General features: G+C 56.9%; 18 protein-coding genes. 14 read left to right on the plus strand and 4 right to left on the minus strand.

Annotated features, from left to right (window positions below; genetic code table 11):
• Nucleotides 1–54: 54 nt before the first annotated feature.
• A complete protein-coding gene (locus tag GOX61_RS10685; RefSeq protein ID WP_170333564.1) occupies nucleotides 55–873 on the plus strand; it encodes a DUF6502 family protein in 819 nt (272 codons plus the stop codon).
• A 2-nt stretch (nucleotides 874–875) separates the two neighbouring features.
• Nucleotides 876–1,766 (plus strand): DUF5666 domain-containing protein, encoded by an 891-nt coding sequence (locus GOX61_RS10690; RefSeq protein ID WP_170333566.1) that lies wholly within the window; start codon nucleotides 876–878, stop codon nucleotides 1,764–1,766.
• 11 nt (nucleotides 1,767–1,777) lie between these two features.
• Here GOX61_RS10690 and GOX61_RS22425 read toward each other — a convergent pair whose 3' ends face one another.
• Complete coding sequence (locus GOX61_RS22425; protein WP_217353836.1) at nucleotides 1,778–3,223, minus strand: serine hydrolase domain-containing protein; 1,446 nt, start codon at nucleotides 3,221–3,223, stop codon at nucleotides 1,778–1,780.
• Nucleotides 3,224–3,408: 185 nt separating this feature from the next.
• Here GOX61_RS22425 and GOX61_RS10700 point away from each other — a divergent pair, with 185 nt between their 5' ends.
• The 11 genes from GOX61_RS10700 (at nucleotide 3,409) to GOX61_RS10750 (ending at nucleotide 16,189) form a co-directional block, all read left to right on the plus strand.
• Nucleotides 3,409–5,388, plus strand: a complete 1,980-nt coding sequence (locus GOX61_RS10700) for a bifunctional 2',3'-cyclic-nucleotide 2'-phosphodiesterase/3'-nucleotidase (RefSeq protein WP_170333568.1) — start codon at nucleotides 3,409–3,411, stop codon at nucleotides 5,386–5,388.
• A 207-nt stretch (nucleotides 5,389–5,595) separates the two neighbouring features.
• Entirely contained in the window at nucleotides 5,596–6,609 is a 1,014-nt protein-coding gene (gene iolG, locus GOX61_RS10705) for an inositol 2-dehydrogenase (RefSeq protein ID WP_170333570.1), read from the plus strand.
• Between the two features lie 124 nt (nucleotides 6,610–6,733).
• Complete coding sequence (locus GOX61_RS10710) at nucleotides 6,734–7,654, plus strand: sugar ABC transporter substrate-binding protein (protein ID WP_155148560.1); 921 nt, start codon at nucleotides 6,734–6,736, stop codon at nucleotides 7,652–7,654.
• Nucleotides 7,655–7,720: 66 nt separating this feature from the next.
• Nucleotides 7,721–8,827: an ABC transporter permease gene (locus tag GOX61_RS10715; RefSeq protein ID WP_155148562.1), complete on the plus strand. Its 1,107-nt coding sequence runs from the start codon at nucleotides 7,721–7,723 to the stop codon at nucleotides 8,825–8,827.
• Nucleotide 8,828: 1 nt separating this feature from the next.
• Entirely contained in the window at nucleotides 8,829–9,650 is an 822-nt protein-coding gene (locus tag GOX61_RS10720; RefSeq protein ID WP_155148563.1) for an ATP-binding cassette domain-containing protein, read from the plus strand.
• Between the two features lie 155 nt (nucleotides 9,651–9,805).
• Nucleotides 9,806–11,638 (plus strand): 3D-(3,5/4)-trihydroxycyclohexane-1,2-dione acylhydrolase (decyclizing), encoded by a 1,833-nt coding sequence (iolD, locus tag GOX61_RS10725; RefSeq protein ID WP_170333572.1) that lies wholly within the window; start codon nucleotides 9,806–9,808, stop codon nucleotides 11,636–11,638.
• Nucleotides 11,635–12,534, plus strand: coding sequence for a myo-inosose-2 dehydratase (gene iolE / locus GOX61_RS10730; protein WP_170333574.1), 900 nt, complete (start codon nucleotides 11,635–11,637; stop codon nucleotides 12,532–12,534). Before iolD ends, iolE begins: the two co-directional genes overlap by 4 nt.
• A 49-nt stretch (nucleotides 12,535–12,583) precedes the next feature.
• A complete protein-coding gene (locus tag GOX61_RS10735; RefSeq protein ID WP_170333576.1) occupies nucleotides 12,584–13,765 on the plus strand; it encodes a phytanoyl-CoA dioxygenase family protein in 1,182 nt (393 codons plus the stop codon).
• 50 nt (nucleotides 13,766–13,815) lie between these two features.
• The gene (gene iolB / locus GOX61_RS10740; RefSeq protein WP_170333579.1) at nucleotides 13,816–14,622 is read left to right on the plus strand and encodes a 5-deoxy-glucuronate isomerase; all 807 of its coding nucleotides are present in this window, start codon (nucleotides 13,816–13,818) and stop codon (nucleotides 14,620–14,622) included.
• Nucleotides 14,619–15,377, plus strand: a complete 759-nt coding sequence (locus GOX61_RS10745; protein WP_170333581.1) for an SDR family NAD(P)-dependent oxidoreductase — start codon at nucleotides 14,619–14,621, stop codon at nucleotides 15,375–15,377. Before iolB ends, GOX61_RS10745 begins: the two co-directional genes overlap by 4 nt.
• 32 nt (nucleotides 15,378–15,409) lie before the next feature.
• Entirely contained in the window at nucleotides 15,410–16,189 is a 780-nt protein-coding gene (locus GOX61_RS10750; protein ID WP_170333583.1) for a TIM barrel protein, read from the plus strand.
• Nucleotides 16,190–16,202: 13 nt separating this feature from the next.
• Here the strand turns inward: GOX61_RS10750 and GOX61_RS10755 are convergent, their stop codons facing one another.
• Genes GOX61_RS10755 through iolC form a run of 3 tightly spaced genes read right to left on the minus strand, consistent with a single transcriptional unit; the run spans nucleotide 16,203 to nucleotide 18,871 of the window.
• The gene (locus GOX61_RS10755) at nucleotides 16,203–17,042 is read right to left on the minus strand and encodes a class II fructose-bisphosphate aldolase (RefSeq protein ID WP_170333585.1); all 840 of its coding nucleotides are present in this window, start codon (nucleotides 17,040–17,042) and stop codon (nucleotides 16,203–16,205) included.
• Nucleotides 17,039–17,875, minus strand: coding sequence for a 5-deoxy-glucuronate isomerase (locus tag GOX61_RS10760; protein WP_170333587.1), 837 nt, complete (start codon nucleotides 17,873–17,875; stop codon nucleotides 17,039–17,041). Before GOX61_RS10760 ends, GOX61_RS10755 begins: the two co-directional genes overlap by 4 nt.
• A gap of 9 nt (nucleotides 17,876–17,884) precedes the next feature.
• Nucleotides 17,885–18,871 carry a 5-dehydro-2-deoxygluconokinase gene (gene iolC, locus GOX61_RS10765; RefSeq protein WP_170333589.1) on the minus strand — a complete coding sequence of 329 codons (987 nt, stop codon included), beginning with the start codon at nucleotides 18,869–18,871 and terminating at the stop codon, nucleotides 17,885–17,887.
• 112 nt (nucleotides 18,872–18,983) lie between these two features.
• On the opposite strand from iolC, the gene GOX61_RS10770 reads away from it, so the two are divergent.
• Nucleotides 18,984–20,087 (plus strand): Gfo/Idh/MocA family protein, encoded by a 1,104-nt coding sequence (locus GOX61_RS10770; RefSeq protein ID WP_170333591.1) that lies wholly within the window; start codon nucleotides 18,984–18,986, stop codon nucleotides 20,085–20,087.
• The last annotated feature ends 25 nt before the right edge of the window (nucleotides 20,088–20,112 follow it).

The raw sequence follows: 20,112 nt of genomic DNA on the forward strand, positions 1-20,112 counted from the left end.
ATTGGTTAACAACTGAGAAATGTTATCAGAGACCAACCTGTAACGAGTGACGTGATGCCGACGAACTCCAAGCCACCTCTTGAATCCGCGCTGGCCGCACTGCTTGAGCCACTGGCGCAAGCGATGGTCGCGCATGGCGTCACGGTAGGATCGGCCACCGAAGCACTGAAAAAAGCGTTGCTGACCGCAGCGGAACAGAGCTCCGACGCCGCGCTCAGCGACAGTCGTGCCAGCCTTTTGACGGGTCTTCACCGGAAAGATGTAAAGCGACTGCGCAATCTGGATGAGGATACACCGGAAAGACGCAGCTGCAGCGCGGCGGCTTTGGTAATCAGCCATTGGGCCACGTCTCCTGAATTTCAGGATGAATCCGGTGATCCTCGTGAACTCACACGCAAGGGGGGTGAGGATGGGCCGGGATTTGACGATCTGGTCCGTCTTGCCCGGATCGACATGGCGCCGGGAACTGTCCTGAAAACGCTGCTGGACCAGAATATCGTCGAACAGAACGGGGCAGGGGGATTACGTCTTCTGACCCATGCGTTTCTGCCTTCGGGTGGCGGTGCAGAGCAGGTGGCGGCCTATCAGGCAACCCTGTCGGTGCACATGATGGCGGCGACCCAGAACCTGCTGGCCGAACCGGGCGCGGCGCGGAATTTCGATCGTGCCGTCCGATACTCACACCTGTCGGCTGAGTCGATCGAAGAGCTGAGGCGGATATCCGATGAACGGGCGCAGACCTTGTTGCAGGACATTAATGCGCTGGCTCGTAAGCTGCAGGACCACGATCACAAGGGTGGCCATACGGGCCGGTTCGCACTGGGCGCATATATCCTGCCCTCTCCGGATGGGACGCAGGAAGACGGGGAGTAGCCATGGTTTTGTTTCCCCGCATATTGGCCGCATTCCTGATCGCGCTCTGGGTTTATGCTCCGGCGCAGGGCCGCAGTGAGGAAGAGCGAGAAGGTGGAATTATCGGTACCGGTATTGTTGGGACGATCACCCATCTGGGCAGCATTCATGTGAACGGTCTGCACATACAAGTCGATGACATGATGCCGATAAGCGGGTCTGTCGAGCCTATGACCGCTGGTGATCTGGAGCCCGGTCACACGGTCGCGATTGTCGCTGAACGGGTCGAAGATGGTTGGCACGCCCGCCATATCCGTCAGGTTTTTCCACTGGTGGGTCAGGTCACAGATTTTGGTGACGGTGAGTTGGCCGTTCTGGGTACCAGGGTCAATGTCGGCGAGACGCTTCCGGATTTGATGGTGGGGGATTGGGTTGCGGTCAGCGGTCTGTGGCAGGACCAGGCTGTTCGTGCGTCGCGGATTGAACTCCTGATCGGCACTGAATATCAGGCCCGCATCAGTGGAACATATCTGTCTTCAGACCAGAACGGCGCATTGGTTGTTGGCAGCAGCCTGATCAGCGGGATCAGTCCACAGCATTTGCAATCGGGTGATCTGGTCCGTGTCTATGGCGAACCCAAACCATCCGGTATCGAGGCGACGCGGCTTGAGACCGGCCTGTTCGATGAAACTGTCGGCATCATCCAGGTACAGGGATACTACTCAGCCCCGCAACCTGATGGTCTTTATACGGTGCTGGGTAGCGGGCTGGTCGCTTATACCGAACGGCCCGAGATGATTGATCAGAACGACAGCGTCATCCGATGCGGTCAGACCGGTCGCCTGATCGACAGTGGTGTCGCAGATCAGGACGGTAACGGTGTCCGCGATCTGCAGGCTGAACTTGGTTGCTGATCGCGGGTGCGTCACTCTCCGAAAACGACGATCAGCTCTTTGGCTAGCGGAAGAGAAGAGTACTCGAGCCGAGAGGGCGTCAGACCAAGCCGTACAACCACCATGTCATGTGATGGGAATACGCCGATGAACTGCCCGTCATGCCCCTGAAGCCAGACTGAATCTTCGAAAGGGGGGTATCCGCCCGGCGCTTCCAGCCAGAGATGGCCTTTGCCATACAGATTGTCTGAGACTTCGACCGGTTCGAACATCCAGTCCGTGTATCCTTCAGGCAGAAGCTGTTGATCTTCCCATTCCCCGTTCTGCAGCAATAGTTGACCGAAACGGGCCCAGTCACGCGCGGTTGCGTACATGTAACTAGACCCGACAAAGGTATCATCGGTGTCGGTTTCCAACACAACTGAAGTCATACCCAACGGCTTGAACAATGCGTCACGCGGATAGCTGAGGCTGTCTTTGTCCAGCTTGTCCTGCCAGACCCGTGACAGCATTGTGGATGTGCCGGACGAGTAGTTGAATTCGGTGCCGATCTCGACGCCTGCGTCCCGGCCCGAGGCAAATTCCGCCATGTCATCGTTGAGGTAGAGCATTCTGGTAACGTCTGATACGTCGCCATATTCTTCGTTCCACTGCAACCCGCTCGACATTGCGAGCATGTCCCTGACTGTGATGTCCTTGCGGTTGTCCTGCGACCAATCCGGGTAGCTATCTATAAGCGTGTCATCCAGCGACATGCGGCCCGACTTGATCAGCGTTCCAATCAGTCCGGCTGTCACCGTTTTGGTCATCGACCAGCCCAGCAGCGGTGTGTTTTCATCAAACTCGTCTGCGTAAGCCTCGGCCACGATCCGTCCGTTTCGAACAACAACAACCGCGCGATAGCCTTCGCCCAACAGTTCGTTGTCAGACATTATGTTCAGGACTTCAGGATTCTGAGACAGACTCACATCATTGCCCTGTGGCCATGGACCGGCTGGCAAAGGCGCGGGAGCTGCGAGAGTTCGGTCGCTTAGCGCGGCCTCGTGAACATTTGTGCATCCAAGACCGTCGCGATATTGCGATGTGGCCGGTGCGAAAAAGCCGAACATCCAGGCCTTTACTGTCTGTGCGTCTTGGTCCACCTCAATCGAGATCTGTTTGAGGAGTGGATGCCCCGGGGCCTGCACGTCGATCTCCAGCACTTCGTCAGGATCACGGCCTGCAATGAAGACATTGGAACACACGATTTTGGCTGAGTAATTCGTGCCAACCTTTAGCAAATCCGGCGGTGCGAACAGCAAGTACCCCGTTGCAGCGACTGCAAGCAAAGCCACTGTTCCAACGAATATTTTAAGTGCTTTGCGCAACACGAATACTCCCCACCAATTGTTCAGGCCCTTATCGCCGACCCAATCCGGTCGAACTGTGTCGGTGCATGTCAGCTTTTGCCACTGTTCCGTTACGTTTCGGCGCGGCACCAGATTTAGGAGCCTGACAAACGTGTCAGCCCAGGACGTGCTTTACTAACCCCGGGATATCAGCGCAGACTACGACTCAGACATGTTGAACATGTGACAAGGGCCAGTATTGCCGCCCGTGTCATGCTTTTGTTGTCAAAGGCACTCTAAACACACGTCAAACTCAATTTCAGAAAGGTTTGAAGATGTCTGTTTCCGGTAATTTCTCAATCTCGCGCCGACAGTTTCTTGCAACGACAACCGCCGGGGTGGCATTGGCCACGCTTCATCCATTCTCGGCTTCTGCGGCTGGCAATCAGGCGCATCTTCGGATCATGGAGACCACGGATATCCACGTGCACGTGTTCCCATATGACTATTATGCCGACAAGCCGCGAGATACGGTTGGCTTGTCGCGGACTGCCTCAATCATCAACCAGATACGGGCCGAGGCCACCAATTCGCTGCTGGTCGATAATGGTGATTTTCTGCAAGGCAACCCAATGGGGGATTACATCGCCTACGAGCGCGGGATGAAAGACGGGGACGCCCATCCGATCATCACAGCGTTCAACACCATCGGCTATGATGCAGCCACATTGGGCAACCATGAATTCAACTACGGTCTGAGCTTTCTCGAGAAGTCGCTTGCCGGGGCCGAATTCCCGGTTGTTCTGGCGAATATTGTCACGGAAAAAGGCGCGACTGCGCGTGACGACAAAACGCTGGTTGCCCCATACGCAATCCTTGACCGCGAAATCGAGTTGGGCGACGGCAGCACGCATCCCATCAAGATCGGCGTCATAGGCTTTACCCCACCCCAGATCATGAACTGGGATCGCAAGCATCTTGAAGGCAATGTCCAGGCCCGTGACATTGTTGAGTCTGCGCAGGCGTATGTTCCAGAAATGAAGGAGCAGGGCTGCGATCTAATCATCGCCTTGTCCCACTCGGGTATCGGCGAGGCGGATCATTCGGAAGGGATGGAAAATGCCTCGGTACCCTTGGCGGGGGTTGAAGGTATCGATGCCCTGGTTACTGGTCACAACCATCTTGTGTTCCCATCGCCCACCTTTGCCGACAGTCCCGGTGTGGATGTCGAAAAGGGTACTTTGATGGGCAAGCCCGCTGTCATGGGGGGCTTCTGGGGGTCGCATCTTGGCGTGCTGGATCTGTTGCTCGAACGTGACGGAGATACGTGGCGGGTGGTGACCACAACATCCGAGGCGCGCCCCATTTCGAAACGCAACGAAGATCGTTCGATCACCGCGCTGGTGGGGGATGACCAAAAGGTGCTGGACTCGGTTGCCACCGACCATGACGAGACCCTTGCTTATGTTCGCCGCGCGGTTGGCAAGACCTCGGCGCCGCTGCACAGCTATTTTGCGCTGGTTGCAGATGATCCTTCGTTACAGATCGTCTCGATCGCGCAAAAATGGTATGTCGAACAGATGCTGAAAGGCACCGAGCATGAGGGTCTGCCGATCCTGTCTGCAGCGGCTCCGTTCAAGGCCGGTGGCCGCGGCGGCCCCGAATACTACACAGATGTGCCTGTGGGAGATGTTGCGATCAAGAACGTGGCGGACCTTTATCTGTATCCGAACACGGTGCGGGCCGTGCGCGTAAACGGGGCTCAGGTCCGCGGCTGGCTCGAGCGGTCCGCAGGAATGTTCAACCAGATCGAAGTTGGATCGGAGGACGCAATTCTGCTGAACCCGTCTTTCCCGTCCTACAATTTCGACGTCATGGATGGCGTGACCTATCAAATCGATCTGTCCCAGCCATCGCGCTTTGACCCGAAGGGAGAAGAGCTCAACCCCGATGCGGCGCGGATTGTGAACCTCGAATTCAATGGCGCGCCTGTGACAGACGATATGGAGTTCATCGTAGCGACCAACAATTATCGTGCGTCGGGTGGGGGATCTTTCCCCGGTGCAATGGGTGACACGATTATCTTCGAGGCACCGGACACCAATCGCGACGTTATCGTGCGTTACATCGTCGAACAGGGAACCATCGATCCAAAGGCGGATGCAAACTGGTCTTTCGCCCCTCTCAACGACACCAGCGTGTTGTTTGAAACCGGACCCAAGGCCCGTGATTATCTAAGTGATGTCGAGGGCGTGTCACTGGAGGATGCAGGCGAAGGTGCCGATGGGTTCGCTGCGTTCCGCATCAAACTGTAAGAGACCGGAGAATTCAGCTCTGGGGCAGCCGCATCGGCTGCCCTTTTTTGTTGTTTGCACTGTGGTCTGATCCGTTCGGACCGGGGGCATAGACCCGACGATCAGGCTTAATTCGGGGCTGTCTGAGATGTATGCAAAAAATATCTTGCAACCGGTTGCAAAGAGAATCATTCTGGCACCCGAAAATTAAGGATTCGGGAGAACTGCATGCTGAGGATCGGATTGCTTGGGGCTGGGCGCATTGGTCGTGTTCATGCAAAGGCCATCACTGCACATCCCCAAAGCCAGCTGTGCGCTGTATCGGATGCCATTGAGGATGCGGCTCAGGGTTTGGCTGCGGAAAGCGGAGCTGAGGCGCGGCCTTCCGACGAAATCATCGCGGACCCTTCGATTGATGCCGTTCTGATTGCCACGCCAACAGACACCCATTCCGATTTGATCGAGGCGGCGACTCAGGCTGGCAAAGCGGTTTTGTGTGAAAAACCAGTCGATCTGGACCTTGACCGTGCCGTCGCCTGCCAGAAATCCGCAGCCGCTAACGGTCAGCCTGTGATGATTGGCTTTAACCGGCGTTTCGACCCGAACTTTTCGGCGCTCAAAGCCGCAGCAGATGCCGGCGAGATCGGGACACCCGAAATGCTGTCGATCACGTCCTTTGATCCGGCGCCTCCGCCGGTCAGCTATATCAAGGTTTCCGGTGGGTTGTTCCGGGACATGATGATCCACGACTTTGATATGGCCAACTATCTGATGGGGCAGTTGCCCAAGGTCATTTCAGCGGTAGGAACATCTATCGTCGATCCTGAAATAGGGGCCGCCGGAGACGTCGATACAGCTGTTGTTACAATGGCTTACGATGATGGGCGGATCGCGGTCATCAAGAACTCGCGGCGTGCGGTCTATGGATATGACCAGCGTGTTGAGATGTTGGGATCCGAGGGCCTGCTACAGGCGCAGAACATGCTGGAAAATACCTTGGTCAAATCGACTGCGGACGGCGTTGTCGGCGCGAAACCGACCTACTTTTTCCTCGAGCGCTATATGCCCGCATATCAGGCGGAATGGGATGCGTTTGTTCAGGCCACTCTGTCTGGATCTTCACTGCCTGTGACGCTGGAAGATGGTGTTGCCGCATTGGCCATGGCCGAGGCCGCGACGCGTTCCGCACAGACCGGTCAACCGGTCGCGATGTCCGAAATTTTGAAACCGGTTGCAAAATGATTGGATATCCGGAAACTGAATTAGACCCCGTTTTGGTGCGGGGCCGCAGAGATTCGGCTTGGCCGAATGCTTGGGGTTGAGACCCCGACACGAAGAAAAATTTGTTCCAATGGGAGGAAACCAAATGAACAAGTTCGTTAAAGGTGCATTGGCCGCAGGCGCGCTGGCGCTCGCAACGCCGGCCTTCGCGCAGGAAATTGTTGTCGTTTCGCACGGCCAGGCCAATGATGCATTCTGGAACGTGGTAAAGAACGGTGTCGAGCAGGCCGGTAAGGACGTCGGTGTAAACGTCGAATACCGCGCGCCCGAAACTTTCGACATGGTCGCCATGTCGCAGCTGATCGATGCCGCCGTGAACCAGGAACCCGATGGCCTGATCGTTTCGATCCCGGATGCGGACGCGCTTGGCCCGTCAATCGAACGCGCCGTCGCAGCGGGTATTCCGGTGATCTCGATCAACTCGGGCTCGGATGTGTCGAAAGATCTGGGCGCTTTGCTACACGTGGGTCAGGATGAGTTCGACGCGGGCAAGGCAGCCGGTGCAGAGCTTGCCTCGATGGGCGGCAGCACCGCGATCTGTGTGAACCACGAAGTAGGCAACGTTGCCCTTGACCTGCGTTGCGCGGGCTTTGCCGAAGGTTTCGGTGGAAACGTTGAGGTACTGCCAACTTCGAACGATCCGTCAGAAATTGAATCCAAGGTTGCTGCTGCTCTGGCTGCGAACGAAGCCATCGACACCGTCATGGCACTGGGTGCCAGCTCGGCCGGTGAGCCTGCTGTAGCAGCAGTCAAAGGTTCGGGCCGTGACGTGAATGTTGCCTCCTTCGACCTGTCGGCCAACTTCCTGCAGTCGATCGCGGATGGCGACGCAGCCTTTGCAATCGACCAGCAGCAGTATCTGCAGGGTTACCTGTCGGTGAACTTCATGGGTCTGCACGCCAAGTACGGCCTGATGCCGGGTGGCAATGTACCTTCGGGTCCGAACCTGATCACGCAGGACAAGGCAGCTCAGGTGATCGAACTGTCCTCGCAAGGCATCCGTTGATCAACACCAACACCTGAACAAACGGGGCGGCGCACCAGCGCCGTTCCCACCGAATGGGAGGAAACGATGAGTGATTCAGCTCAACTCGCAGGGGATGAAAGGGTCAAGAAAGAGCCTTTCCTGACCAAGCTCATGAAACGGCCCGAGCTTGGCGCCATGGCCGGGGTGGTTCTGGTCGTCATCTTCTTCGCCCTTACGGCGGATGATTCGATGTTTACCCTTGCCGGGATCATGAATTTCATGACACCTGCGGCGCAGCTGGGCATTCTGGCGATCGGCGCGGCGCTGCTGATGATCGGGGGTGAGTTCGACCTGTCCATCGGTTCGATGGTGGCGTTCTCTGGCCTGTTCTTCGGCGTCTGCGTGGTGACATGGCAATTGCCACTGATCGTCGCGATCCCCATGACATTTGTTTTTGCGGCTTTCGTCGGCGCGATCAACGGCACGATCGTGATCCGCTCGGGCCTGCCATCCTTTATCGTCACGCTGGCTTTCCTGTTCATCTTGCGCGGTCTGTCGCTGGTGGGTCTGAAGGCAGCTACCGGCGGGTCGACACAGTTGCGTGGCGTCCGTGACGCGGTCGAAAACGATTGGCTGTCGCCGATGTTCTCAGGTGAAGCATTTGGCAGCCTGTTCGCATGGCTCGCCGCAAACGGAATGATCGATACATTCAAAAGCGGCGCACCCAAAGTGCCGGGTATCCCGGTGGAAATTCTGTGGTTTGTCGTGCTGGCGCTGGCGGCAACATATGTGTTGCTGCGTACCCCTGCTGGCAACTGGATTTTCGCCTCGGGCGGTGACAAGACCGCCGCATCAAACTCGGGCGTCCCGGTGAACCGCGTCAAGATCTCGCTGTTCATGCTGACCGCCTGCTGTGCCGCTTTGGTTGCCATCATCACAGTGATGGATGCTGGATCGACCGATGCCCGCCGTGGCTTCCAGAAAGAATTTGAAGCGATCATCGCCGCTGTTATCGGAGGGTGTCTGCTGACCGGCGGCTATGGCTCAGCCATCGGTGCATTCTTCGGCTCAATCATCTTTGGCATGGTTGTTATCGGCCTGACCTATACTGATTTCGATCAGGACTGGTTCCAGGTTTTCCTGGGCGCGATGCTGCTGATTGCCGTTCTGTTCAACAACGCGATCCGTAAACGCGTAACGGGAGAGCGCTGATATGACCGAGGATACCAAATTCCATCACGGGGACTCCGCCACTGACGCCGCTCCGATCGTCGAGATGAAAGACATCGAAAAGCACTTTGGCAACATCATCGCTCTGGCTGGTGTCAGTTTTGATGTGAAGCCGGGTGAGTGTCACTGTCTGCTGGGCGACAACGGTGCGGGCAAATCCACCTTCATCAAGACCATGTCCGGGGTTCATAAACCCACCAAAGGCGAGATCTTGTTCGAAGGCAAACCTTTGCACTTCGACACGCCCAGAGATGCCATGGAAGCAGGCATTGCGACTGTGTTTCAGGATCTGGCGATGATCCCGCTGATGAGCGTTACGCGCAACTTCTTCATGGGGCGCGAACCGACCAAAGGCCGGGGTTTGCTAAAAAGATTTGATGTCGAACAGGCAAACGATGTCTGCATGGAAGAGATGCGCAAGATGGGCATCAACCTGCGCGGCCCGGATCAGGCTGTCGGAACACTGTCAGGCGGCGAGCGCCAAACCGTTGCGATCGCACGGGCGGTATATTTCGGTGCCAAGATTCTGATCCTCGACGAACCGACCTCGGCTCTTGGCGTGCGTCAGACTTCGAACGTTCTGGCTACCATTGATCGCGTGCGCAGTCAGGGCGTGGGTGTGGTGTTCATCAGCCACAACGTTCGCCATGCGCTGGCTGTAGGTGACCGCTTTACCGTGCTGAACCGGGGAAAAACGCTTGGTACGGCCCGACGCGGTGAGATCACGCCCGAAGAGCTGCAGGACCTGATGGCGGGTGGTCAGGAAATGGCCGAGCTTGAAGGTTCGCTGGGCGGCACGGTTTAACTTAGGATATTCCGGGTGTCCCAATAGGGGCATCCGAAAGGGAAGGTGGCACCGGACGCCACACTGATTGCAGGCTCGGCAAAAAAGCCTGACACTTTCGCAAATGTGACAACCAACGGAAGGCCGATGGCGGCTTCGTGTTGAAAGGGATCGTGATGAGCAAGACAGTCCGACTGACCGCGGCGCAGGCTCTGGTGCGTTATTTGGGGGCGCAGATGAACGAGGCCGGAGAGCCGTTTATCGCAGGCGTCTGGGCCATCTTTGGGCACGGTAACGTGGCCGGTCTGGGTGAGGCGCTGCACGCCGTGAAAGACAGTTTGCCAACCTATCGGGGACATAACGAGCAGACCATGGCGCATTCGGCTATCGCCTATGCCAAGCAGATGGGTCGCAGCCACGCAATGGCCGTGACATCTTCAATTGGGCCTGGCGCGACCAACATGGTTACTGCAGCAGCGCTGGCGCATGTTAACCGCCTGCCGGTTCTGTTGCTGCCGGGTGATGTGTTCGCTACGCGCGGTCCGGACCCGGTGCTGCAACAGATCGAAGATTTCGGCGACGGAACCGTAAGTGCAAATGACTGCTTCCGTCCTGTCAGCCGGTATTTCGACCGGATCAGCCGCCCCGAACATCTGTTGACAGCATTGCCGCGCGCATTCCGCACCATGACCGACCCTGCCGATTGCGGGCCGGTGACGCTGGCCTTCTGTCAGGATGTTCAGGCCGAGGCATATGATTATCCCGAAAGCTTCTTTGAGCCCCGCGTTTGGTACCAACGCCGTATTCGACCGGATGAAGGTGAGCTTGCGCGTGCCGTCGAAGCGATTAAGGCCGCCAAACGTCCGGTAATCGTAGCCGGAGGCGGGGTGCACTATTCGGATGCTACTGCCGCATTGCAAAGCTTTGCCGAAACCCACAATGTGCCTGTCGCAGAAACGCAGGCTGGCAAGTCATCTCTTGCGTGGGATCATCCCCTTAATCTTGGCCCTGTTGGCGTAACTGGCGGAGAGCCTGCAAATGCCGTGTGTGCCGAGGCCGATCTGGTGTTGGGTGTAGGCACGCGACTTCAGGATTTCACCACAGGGTCCTGGGGTCTGTTCTCAAACCCTGAACGCAAAATGGTCTGTCTGAACACCGCTGCGTATGATGCCGAAAAGCATGGTGCCATGCCGCTGCAATCGGACGCGCGTGTTGGCTTGAGCGAATTGGGAACCGGTTTGGGCGATTATCAGGCGTCATCGGTGTCAAATACGCTGAAATCCGATTGGTTCGAAAAGGTGGATGCGCTTACTGATGCACCCGCCGACAGCAATGCGTTGCCGACAGATATGCAGGTTGTGGGCGCGGTTCAACGAGCCTCGAACGACGACACAGTTGTGATGTGCGCAGCCGGCACGATGCCCGGAGAGCTGCATAAGCTTTGGAAGGCACCGCGCCCCGGTGCCTATCACATGGAATACGGCTTTAGCTGCATGGGTTATGAGATTGCAGGCGCCATGGGCATCAAGATGGCCCAGCCGGATCGCGATGTGATCTGCTTTACGGGTGATGGCACCTACATGATGGCCAATTCGGAAATGGCGACGGCCGCCATGATGGGCGTGTCCTTTACCGTAGTCATCACTGACAACCGTGGCTTTGGTTGCATCAACCGCTTGCAGATGGGCACCGGCGGAGCAGAGTTTAACAACCTGCTGGATCACGCGGTTCATGAGTCGCCTTCAGCGATTGATTTTGCCGCCCACGCGGCCTCGATGGGTGCGACATCGGTCAAGGTCAGCTCAATCGCCGAACTCGAAGAGGCGCTGGCAAAGCGGGCCGATATCAAGGGACCTTATGTGGTTGTTATCGATACAGATCCCTATCCATCCACCGAATATGGCGGAACGTGGTGGGAAGTGGCAGTGCCCGAAGTCAGCATCCGTCCCGAAGTGAATGAAAAACGCGTGGCCTATGAAGCCGCCATCAAGGAAAGAAACACGAAATGAGCGTGAAAATCGGGATTTCTCCGATCGCATGGCAAAATGACGATCTGCCGGATCTGACAGCCGCCTATACCATGGAACAGGCGCTGAGAGAGGCGCGCGAGATCGGATATATCGGCGTCGAACGCGGGCAGCGGATGCCTGGCGATACCGAAGGTCTGCGTGCTTATCTCGACGGGAACAACATCGCACTCTGTGGCGGCTGGTGTTCGGGCGCGTCTCTGGTCAACGACTTTACAACCGAACGCGAGGCGGTGCGGGAACAGGTCGAGCAGTTCGTGGCGCTGAACAGCCCGTGTATCGTCTACGCCGAATGCTCGAACACAGTTCAGGGGCAGATCGGGACGCCGGTCAATGACCGGCCAAAGCTGACCAAAGACGAAGTGATGGCCTACGGCGCAAAAATCACCGAGCTGGCCAAATGGATGGCGGATCAGGGCATGACCATGGCCTATCACCATCACATGGGCACGATCATCGAAAGCGAAGATGACGTGAACTGGCTGATGGAAGGATCAGGGCCAGAAGTGAAGCTGTGCTTTGATACCGGCCACCTGTTGTTTGGTGGCGGCGATGTGATGGCCACGCTGAACCGCTGGGGCGATCGTGTGCACCATGTACATTTCAAGGATATCCGCCCAGCAGTGGTGCAGGACACACGTGAGAATAATCGTAGCTTCCTGGATGCTGTGATTGCCGGTGCATTCACGGTGCCAAGCGATGGCTGCATCGATTTCCAGGCGGTCGCGAATGCGCTCAAAGCCATGGATTACGAGGGCTGGATCGTGGTCGAGGCTGAACAGGACCCTGCCAAGGCACCGCCATATGAATACTCCAAGAAGGGCTTTGACCACATTGTCGAAGTCTGCGGTCAGGCAGGATTGGAGATCAAAGCGTAACAACCCGCCCTTCGGGGCAACACCGAAGCCATGAAAGAGGAGAAAAATCATGGTGCATCAAGAACTCGGTTTCGTCGGCTATTTCGACCGGGAATCCTGTGATCTGGATGAATTCAAGGTGTTGACCTCGCAGAACCTGTTGGCCGAGGCGGTGCCGCATGCCGCCTCGATTGAAAAAAACGTTCCAATCTATGACATGCATGCGCTGCAACCCACGCTTGAGGATTCCATCAAGCGCAAGGCTCTGTTGGCCGAGTGGGGGCATGTTCTGGATAAATCGGCCGGGGTGATTGTTCTGAAAGGGGCGTTTGCCGATACCTCAGTGATCGACCGGGCCACGGCTGTCTTTCGACAGATCATAGAGGAAGAGCGTCAAGGCAGTGGCGGTGAGGGCGACCACTTTGCTGCGTCCGGGGCCAATGACCGGATTTGGAATGCGCTGCAAAAACAGTGCCTGCGCGACCCCGAAGGCTTTGCGCTCTATTTTGGGAACACGGCGATAGCGGCGGCGTGTGAAGCGTGGTTGGGACCAAACTATCAGGTCACAGCGCAAATCAATCAGGTGCGCCCCGGAGGCAAGGCCCAGCAGGCGCATCGTGATTACCACTTGGGGTTCCAAAGCGCCGATAGCGCGGCGCGCTACCCGATTCATGCCCATCTGGTGACGGCAACGCTGACATTGCAGGGGGCCGTGGCTCATTGCGATATGCCGGTTGAAAGTGGCCCCACCAAGCTGTTGCCGTTTTCACAGCTTTATGCACCGGGATACGTTGCCTTCCATGATGAGGCTCATCGAGCCTATTTCGAGGAAAGCTACATCCAGTTGCCGTTGGAGAAGGGTGATGCGGTGTTTTTCAACCCGGCACTGTTCCATGCGGCAGGGGAAAACAGCAGCGCTGATATTCACCGAATGGCGAACTTGCTGCAGATCTCCTCGGCTTTTGGCCGCGCGATGGAGGCCATCGACAGACGATCCATGTCCGAGGCGGTGTTCCCATCTTTGATTGCACTGAAACAACGGGGCGATCTGACGGCAGCGGAACTGGACGCGGCCATAGCGGCCACGGCAGAGGGATACCCCTTCCCAACCAATCTCGATACGGACCCACCTGTGGGAGGTAACGCACCGGAAAGTCAGGCGGATATCCTGCGACGCGCGGTTTCCGAAGGCTGGACTGAGGCGCAACTGTCCGAGGTTTTTGCTGCACTGCAATCCCGGCAGGCTGCATGAAGCATTATTGGCGGGCAACCAATGCCCGCCTTTTAAGGAGATACAAAAATATGGCAGACCTGCTCAAGAAACCTTTTGGCACCCGTGGCAAGGTGCACGACATCACCCCGGCCAGTGCCGGGTGGCGATATGTGGGTTTCGGGCTCTACCATTTGAAGGCGGGGGACCGGGCAGCTGAGGTAACCGGAGACCGCGAAGTCATCCTTGTGATGGTTGAAGGCAAGGCGCGCATTACCGGAGCGGATCAGGATTGGGGCGTGTTGGGCGACCGGATGAACGTCTTTGAAAAGACCCCACCTCATTGCCTCTATCTGCCGAACGGAACCGAATGGCAGGCTGTGGCCGAAACCGATTGCGTGATCGCCGTGTGTTCGGCCCCCGGCAAAGGTGGTCACGAGGCCCGGCGGATCGGCCCGGACGGGATCACGCTGACTGAACGCGGCACGGGTGTGAACACCCGCTACATCAACAACATTGCGATGGAAGCTGAGGACTACGCCGACAGCCTGCTTGTGACCGAAGTGTTCACGCCAAACGGGCACTGGTCGTCATACCCCAGCCACCGTCATGACGAAGACGACTTTCCGCGCATCACTTATCTTGAAGAGACCTATTATCATCGCCTGAATCCTGCCAATGGGTTCGGCATTCAGCGGGTTTATACGGATGACGGCCAACTGGACGAAACCATGGCGGTGTCTGATGGCGATGTTGTGACCGTCCCGCGTGGCCATCACCCTTGCGGTGCACCTTATGGGTTTGAGATGTATTACCTGAACGTCATGGCCGGACCACTTCGGAAATGGCGCTTCGTTGCGGCCCCCGAGGTGGAATGGATCATGGAGCGTGACAGTTGACCCAAGCCTTTGCGAACTACCCAAGTCTGAACGGCAAGACCGTTTTTGTAACCGGAGGTGCGGCGGGGATCGGAGCAGACATTGTTCGCAGCTTTGCCGCGCAAGGCGCGAAGGTCGGCTTTTTGGATATCAACGCGGATGCTGGCCATGCGTTGCTGGTTGATCTGGAGGGTGAGCATGTCTTTGCCCAATGCGACCTGCGCGATATCGAAGCCCTGCGGGATGCCTTTAGCCAGTTGATTGAGGAACTGAGCAATGCTGATGTTCTGGTTAACAACGCCGCCCATGATGACCGCCATGACTGGCGCGAGGTCAGCCCCGAGTACTGGGACGAGCGTATGGCGACCAACATCCGCCACATGTTCTTCGCCATTCAGTCCGTCGCTCCGGGCATGATGGAAAAGGGCGGTGGATCGATCGTCAATATCGGCTCGAATTCCTGGTGGGAGGCGGGGGCAGGATTCCCGGCCTACGCTACAGCTAAATCGGCTGTTCACGGGCTAACCCGAACTATGGCGCGCGAACTGGGTGATCACCGTATTCGCGTGAATACGGTCGTACCTGGCTGGATCATGACCGAGCGACAGAAAGAGTTGTGGATCACGCCCGAAGCCTTGGCCAAGCAGATTGACCGCCAGTGCCTGCCTGATCCGATTGACCCGATTTATGTCGCCCGCATGGTGCTGTTTTTATCCTCGGATGATGCAGCGATGTGCAGTGCCGGCAACTTCATGGTCGAAGCCGGTTCCATCTGAAATCGCATAACAACCGAAATAGGAGAGTGGGAATGTCCCAACCTTTCCAACTGGCGGCCTGCGCCGAAATGCTTTGGCTGGACAAACCCATGGATTGGCGTGCCGCCCGCCTGACCGAGATGGGGTTTGGTGTCGGGCTCTGGAACTGGCTCGATCTGGATCTTGCAAAACTCGAAGCTGTCGGCGCCAACTTCACCATCATGAACGGCTATCTCGAGGGGCGTCTGGCGGATGATGAGGGTGCAGAGATGCTGCTTCGTTCAGCACGGGAAACAGCGCAGATCGGCAAGCGGCTGAATGTAGATAGATTGAACCTGCATGGCACCGGGCTTGGCGATGGTGGCATTCCGATCTGGCAGCATGATGTTGTGAGCGGAGACATGTGGCTCAAGGCGCGTGATACTCTGAACCGCATCTGCGATCTGGCCGAGGAGGAAGGCGTGGTATTCACGCTGGAAAACCTCAATCTGCTGGACCATCCCGGTTGTCCGTTTGGGTCCACGGCTGATGTGCTTGCATTGGTGTCTTCGGTCGACCGTCCACAATTGCGCATCAATCTCGACCTCTATCACACGCAGATCGGCGAGGGGGATCTGATCCGGTGGTGCGACAAGTGCCTGCCATGGATCGGTGAAATACAGGTGGCGGATAATCCGGGCCGCTGTGAACCCGGATCGGGCGAGATCAATTATAAGATGGTCGCAAAGGCGCTTTATGAACTCGAATATCGCGGTCCGGTGGGTATGGAGGCCTTTGCTTCGGGCGATCCGGAAGCGGCCCTAGAGGCATTCCGGACCGCATTCACTGTCTGACCTGAAGGGGCGCCTACCTCTGGGGTGGCGCTCCGAAGGCACGGATCACAGTGCGGGCGGCGGCCTCGACCGGATCAATAGTCTCTTTCAGGATCGTCACACGATCAAAGCGATCGGGATCGCGGTTCACCGCTTCGCGCAATGCTGCACCGAATGCCATGCGCAGTTCAGTCCCGATGTTAAACTTGCAGATCGAGGTCTCGCGTGCCAGTCGGCTGCGTTGTTCCACCGGCACGCCAGATCCGCCATGAATGACCAGGGGTACGTCGGTCACAGCATCGATCTGTGTGATGCGTGCCTCGTCCAGCCCGCCTTCCTTGTTTTCCTGCAGATGAACATTGCCGACCGAGATGGCCATCGCATCCACACCGCTTTCGCGCGCGAACTTAGCCGCCTCGTCAGGATCGGTACCGTTGGATCCTTCTCCGCCGGAATATCCGACAAAGCCAATCTCGCCCTCGCAGGATATACCTGCTGCATGTGCCATTTCCGCGATGGCTGCGGTTTCATCGATGTTCTGTTGCAGAGGTTTTCTGGAGCCGTCAAACATTAGCGACGTGAACCCGCTGTCGAGCGCGATTTTGCAGTCTTCGAACGTGTAGCCATGATCCAGATGCGCTACGACCGGGACGGATGCGTTTTCGGCCAGATGCCGGAACATTTTGCCCAAAATCGGCAACGGAGTATGCTCGCGGCAGCTGGGTCCCGCTTGCAGGATCACGGGTGCGTTTTCGGCTTCGGCAGCGGCCACATAGGCACGCATGTCTTCCCAACCCAAAGTCACAAGACCGCCAACGGCGTAACCCTGTTCATAAGCCGGTTTCAGAACGTCTGAGAGTGTGACAAGGGTCATTTGAACTTTGCAATCATGTCTTTGATGCCGGGGATCGTCTCGATCTGATAGGCATGGGTGGGCTGGAAATACTGGACCAGTGAACGCTGGCTCAGGCCGCCGAGAATGGTGAAATAGTACATCTCGTATCCCGGCAGAACGCAGCAGGGGTGATAGCCTTTGTCGATGCAGATCGTTGAACCGTCGACGATATGATAGGCATCCCCCGGCTCATTGTCTTCGCGTTGCAACATCTGAAGGCCTGACCCCCAGTTGGGTTTGAAGCGGAAGTTGTACGTCTCATCATGACGGGTTTCATCCGGCAGTCGGTTGGTGTCGTGCTTATGGCTGGGAAAACCGGACCAGCCACCCTGACCAACAGTGAACAACTCACTGACCAGCAGCCGGCCGACCTTGTCGTGCTGTTTCTGACCAAGAATATGCTTGATCTTGCGATGGGTCTTGGTGTCATCGCTGCCATATTGAACTAGGTCATGTTCGCGCACATCAAAGGGTTCCAACACCTTGTCGTACTTTGCACCCGCGATGAAAACCTCGGTTTCATCCGACATGCAGACCAGTTGAACCTTGGCACCTACAGGGACGTAAACGCCCTCGGGCTCACCATCCCAGACGTCTTCTCCCCGATTGCCAAGCTTGGGGTACTGAAGGCCTTCGATTTCAACATCTACACTGCCGGTTGCAGGGACGATGCAGGTCTCATAGCCCGGTACTTGATACTCGAACGCCTCGCCTTTTTTCAGTTTGACGATGTTGAAGTAGTTCAGCGGAACCGTTGGGTCATCCGCATCGACGATGGGTTTGTTCTGATTGTCATATGGCGCGATATGCATGGTTGTCTCCTATGGGGCCGCTGTCGGGTCCGGGTGGGACGCAAGAAATTCGTTCAGTTCTGACGTTGTTGGCATGGCCGGGGCGCAGCCGGGTTGTGACACAACGATCGAGGCACAAGCGGATCCACGCATGACCGCGTCCCGCAACGAATGCCCAGCGGCGATTGAGGCCAGCAGGCCTGCCATGAAACTGTCACCTGCACCGTTGGGTTTCACGGCGGTGACGGGGTAGATTCCAGTGTGGATTTCCTCACCATCGACCAGTGTGATGGCACCTTTTTCACCCATCTTGTAGATGACGATCCGCCCGGGTTTCCGGGCCAGTTCCCTGGCCTTTTCAAATCCTCTTTCAATGCCGCCGGCCATAAACCCAAACTCTTCATCATTTCCGACGATCAGATCGCTTGCTTCACCAGCGCGCGACAGGACGTCTGCGGCAATCTCGGGCGAGGGCCAGCTGTAGGGTCGGTAATCAATGTCAAAGATAACTGGCAGTCCGGCGTTGCGTGCATTGTCGATCGCCCGAAACGTAGCGCTGCGCGACGGTTCGGCCGCAAAGACCGTTCCGGCCGAGATCAGCGCGGTAAACTTGTTGTAGTCGACCTGATCCATGTCATCTTCGGTGACCTGAAAATCAACCGCGCCATTGCGGTAGATTACATTCTGAAAGTCCTCCAGCGTGCTTTCATAGACCGCAAGCGACATACGGTATTCGCCGCCAACAACGCGGATATATGACGTATCCACACCGTAGTGGTTCAGGCGATTCATGCAGAACCGACCGATGGCGTCATCTGCAACCGACGTGATCAGCGATGACTGACTGCCAAGCTTGACCAGCCCTGCACAGATATTCGCGGACGAACCCCCGAGATCGGCCCGAAAGGTATCAGCGTCTTCGCTTTTAACGCCAATGGGGTCAGCAAACAGGTCCATGCCTGCGCGTCCCAAAACAGCGAACCGGTTTCCTTTGATACCATCTATCAAAGCGCTCAAGTCATGTCCTCCGGCAAAAAGGGGTCAGCAAAGTTTGGACCTTGCGTTGAATCGATTCACACGATACTGATTTTGCAACCGGTTGCAAATAATATGTTCGGAGCCGTGACAGATGCCTGAAATCGGAATTGGAATCGTAGGTGGCGGCTATATGGGCAAGGCCCATTCGGTTGCCATGTCGGCTGTAGGGGCCGTGTTCAACACTGTGCTGCGACCGCGGCTTGAGATGATATGTGCTTCAAGCATGGAAAGCGCGGAACGATACCGTCAGGCTTACGGATTTCATCGCGCGACCGAGGATTGGCGAGGGCTGGTCAACGATCCCGCGGTAGAGGCCATCGTAATTGCCTCACCTCAATCGACCCATCGTCAAATTGCCGAAGCCGCCGTTGCGCTTGGTAAGCCGGTTTTGTGCGAAAAACCCCTTGGCGCGTCCCTTGATGATGGCCGGGCCATGGTGTTGGCCGCCGAAGCGGCTGGCGTGACCAATATGGTTGGTTTCAACTACGTTCGGACGCCCGCGACCCAATATGCACGTCAGCTCATTACGGATGGTGAACTTGGTGACATCACCTGGTTTCGGGGCGAGCACACCGAAGATTTCTATGCTGATCCGCAGGCCCCGGCCACGTGGCGAACCACAGGAATGGCGAACGGAACGATGGGCGACCTTGCCCCGCATATGGTCAATGGAGCGCTTGCACTGATCGGGCCCATTGCTGCGGTCATGGCCGAAGTTGAAACCGTTCATCATACGCGCCCCGGCGGGGATGTGACCAATGACGACCACGCTCAGATCATGTGCCGCTTCGAAAACAGCGCGATGGGCAACATCTATGTCAGTCGTATCTCGACTGGCCGAAAGATGGGTTATGCCTATGAGATTTCGGGTACAAAAGGCGCCATTCGGTTTGATCAGGAAGACCAGAATGCCCTCTGGTACTATCGCCACGACGGGCCAGAGGCGACACGAGGTTTCACCAAGATCCTGACCGGACCGGCACACCCGGATTACGAACCTTTCTGTCAGGGACCCGGGCACGGCACTGGGTACCAGGACCAGATCATCATTGAGGCGAAGGACTTCCTTGAGGCCATTCACACTGGAAAGGCAATCTGGCCAACCTTCCGGGATGGGCACGAAGTTAATCGGGTTCTGGCGGCAGCTCTGGCCTCGTCCGAGCAGCGTCGATGGCAGGAAATCGGCGATTTTTGAACGCTGACACACAACGAGACTTCTG

It is taken from the genome of Ruegeria arenilitoris (genome assembly GCF_013030265.1).
In the GTDB taxonomy this organism is placed as follows: domain Bacteria; phylum Pseudomonadota; class Alphaproteobacteria; order Rhodobacterales; family Rhodobacteraceae; genus Ruegeria; species Ruegeria arenilitoris_E.

Excerpts from the sequence above, each read along its gene's own strand:
- GOX61_RS10735 (WP_170333576.1), top strand. The coding sequence starts at position 12,584 with ATGGTGCATCAAGAACTCGGTTTCGTCGGCTATTTCGACCGGGAATCC.
- GOX61_RS10760 (WP_170333587.1), bottom strand. The coding sequence starts at position 17,875 with ATGCATATCGCGCCATATGACAATCAGAACAAACCCATCGTCGATGCG.
- GOX61_RS10720 (WP_155148563.1), top strand. The coding sequence starts at position 8,829 with ATGACCGAGGATACCAAATTCCATCACGGGGACTCCGCCACTGACGCC.
- GOX61_RS10770 (WP_170333591.1), top strand. The coding sequence starts at position 18,984 with ATGCCTGAAATCGGAATTGGAATCGTAGGTGGCGGCTATATGGGCAAG.
- iolG (WP_170333570.1), top strand. The coding sequence starts at position 5,596 with ATGCTGAGGATCGGATTGCTTGGGGCTGGGCGCATTGGTCGTGTTCAT.
- iolE (WP_170333574.1), top strand. The coding sequence starts at position 11,635 with ATGAGCGTGAAAATCGGGATTTCTCCGATCGCATGGCAAAATGACGAT.
- GOX61_RS10710 (WP_155148560.1), top strand. The coding sequence starts at position 6,734 with ATGAACAAGTTCGTTAAAGGTGCATTGGCCGCAGGCGCGCTGGCGCTC.
- GOX61_RS10700 (WP_170333568.1), top strand. The coding sequence starts at position 3,409 with ATGTCTGTTTCCGGTAATTTCTCAATCTCGCGCCGACAGTTTCTTGCA.
- GOX61_RS10750 (WP_170333583.1), top strand. The coding sequence starts at position 15,410 with ATGTCCCAACCTTTCCAACTGGCGGCCTGCGCCGAAATGCTTTGGCTG.
- GOX61_RS10685 (WP_170333564.1), top strand. The coding sequence starts at position 55 with ATGCCGACGAACTCCAAGCCACCTCTTGAATCCGCGCTGGCCGCACTG.
- GOX61_RS10715 (WP_155148562.1), top strand. The coding sequence starts at position 7,721 with ATGAGTGATTCAGCTCAACTCGCAGGGGATGAAAGGGTCAAGAAAGAG.
- iolB (WP_170333579.1), top strand. The coding sequence starts at position 13,816 with ATGGCAGACCTGCTCAAGAAACCTTTTGGCACCCGTGGCAAGGTGCAC.
- GOX61_RS10755 (WP_170333585.1), bottom strand. The coding sequence starts at position 17,042 with ATGACCCTTGTCACACTCTCAGACGTTCTGAAACCGGCTTATGAACAG.
- iolD (WP_170333572.1), top strand. The coding sequence starts at position 9,806 with ATGAGCAAGACAGTCCGACTGACCGCGGCGCAGGCTCTGGTGCGTTAT.
- GOX61_RS10690 (WP_170333566.1), top strand. The coding sequence starts at position 876 with ATGGTTTTGTTTCCCCGCATATTGGCCGCATTCCTGATCGCGCTCTGG.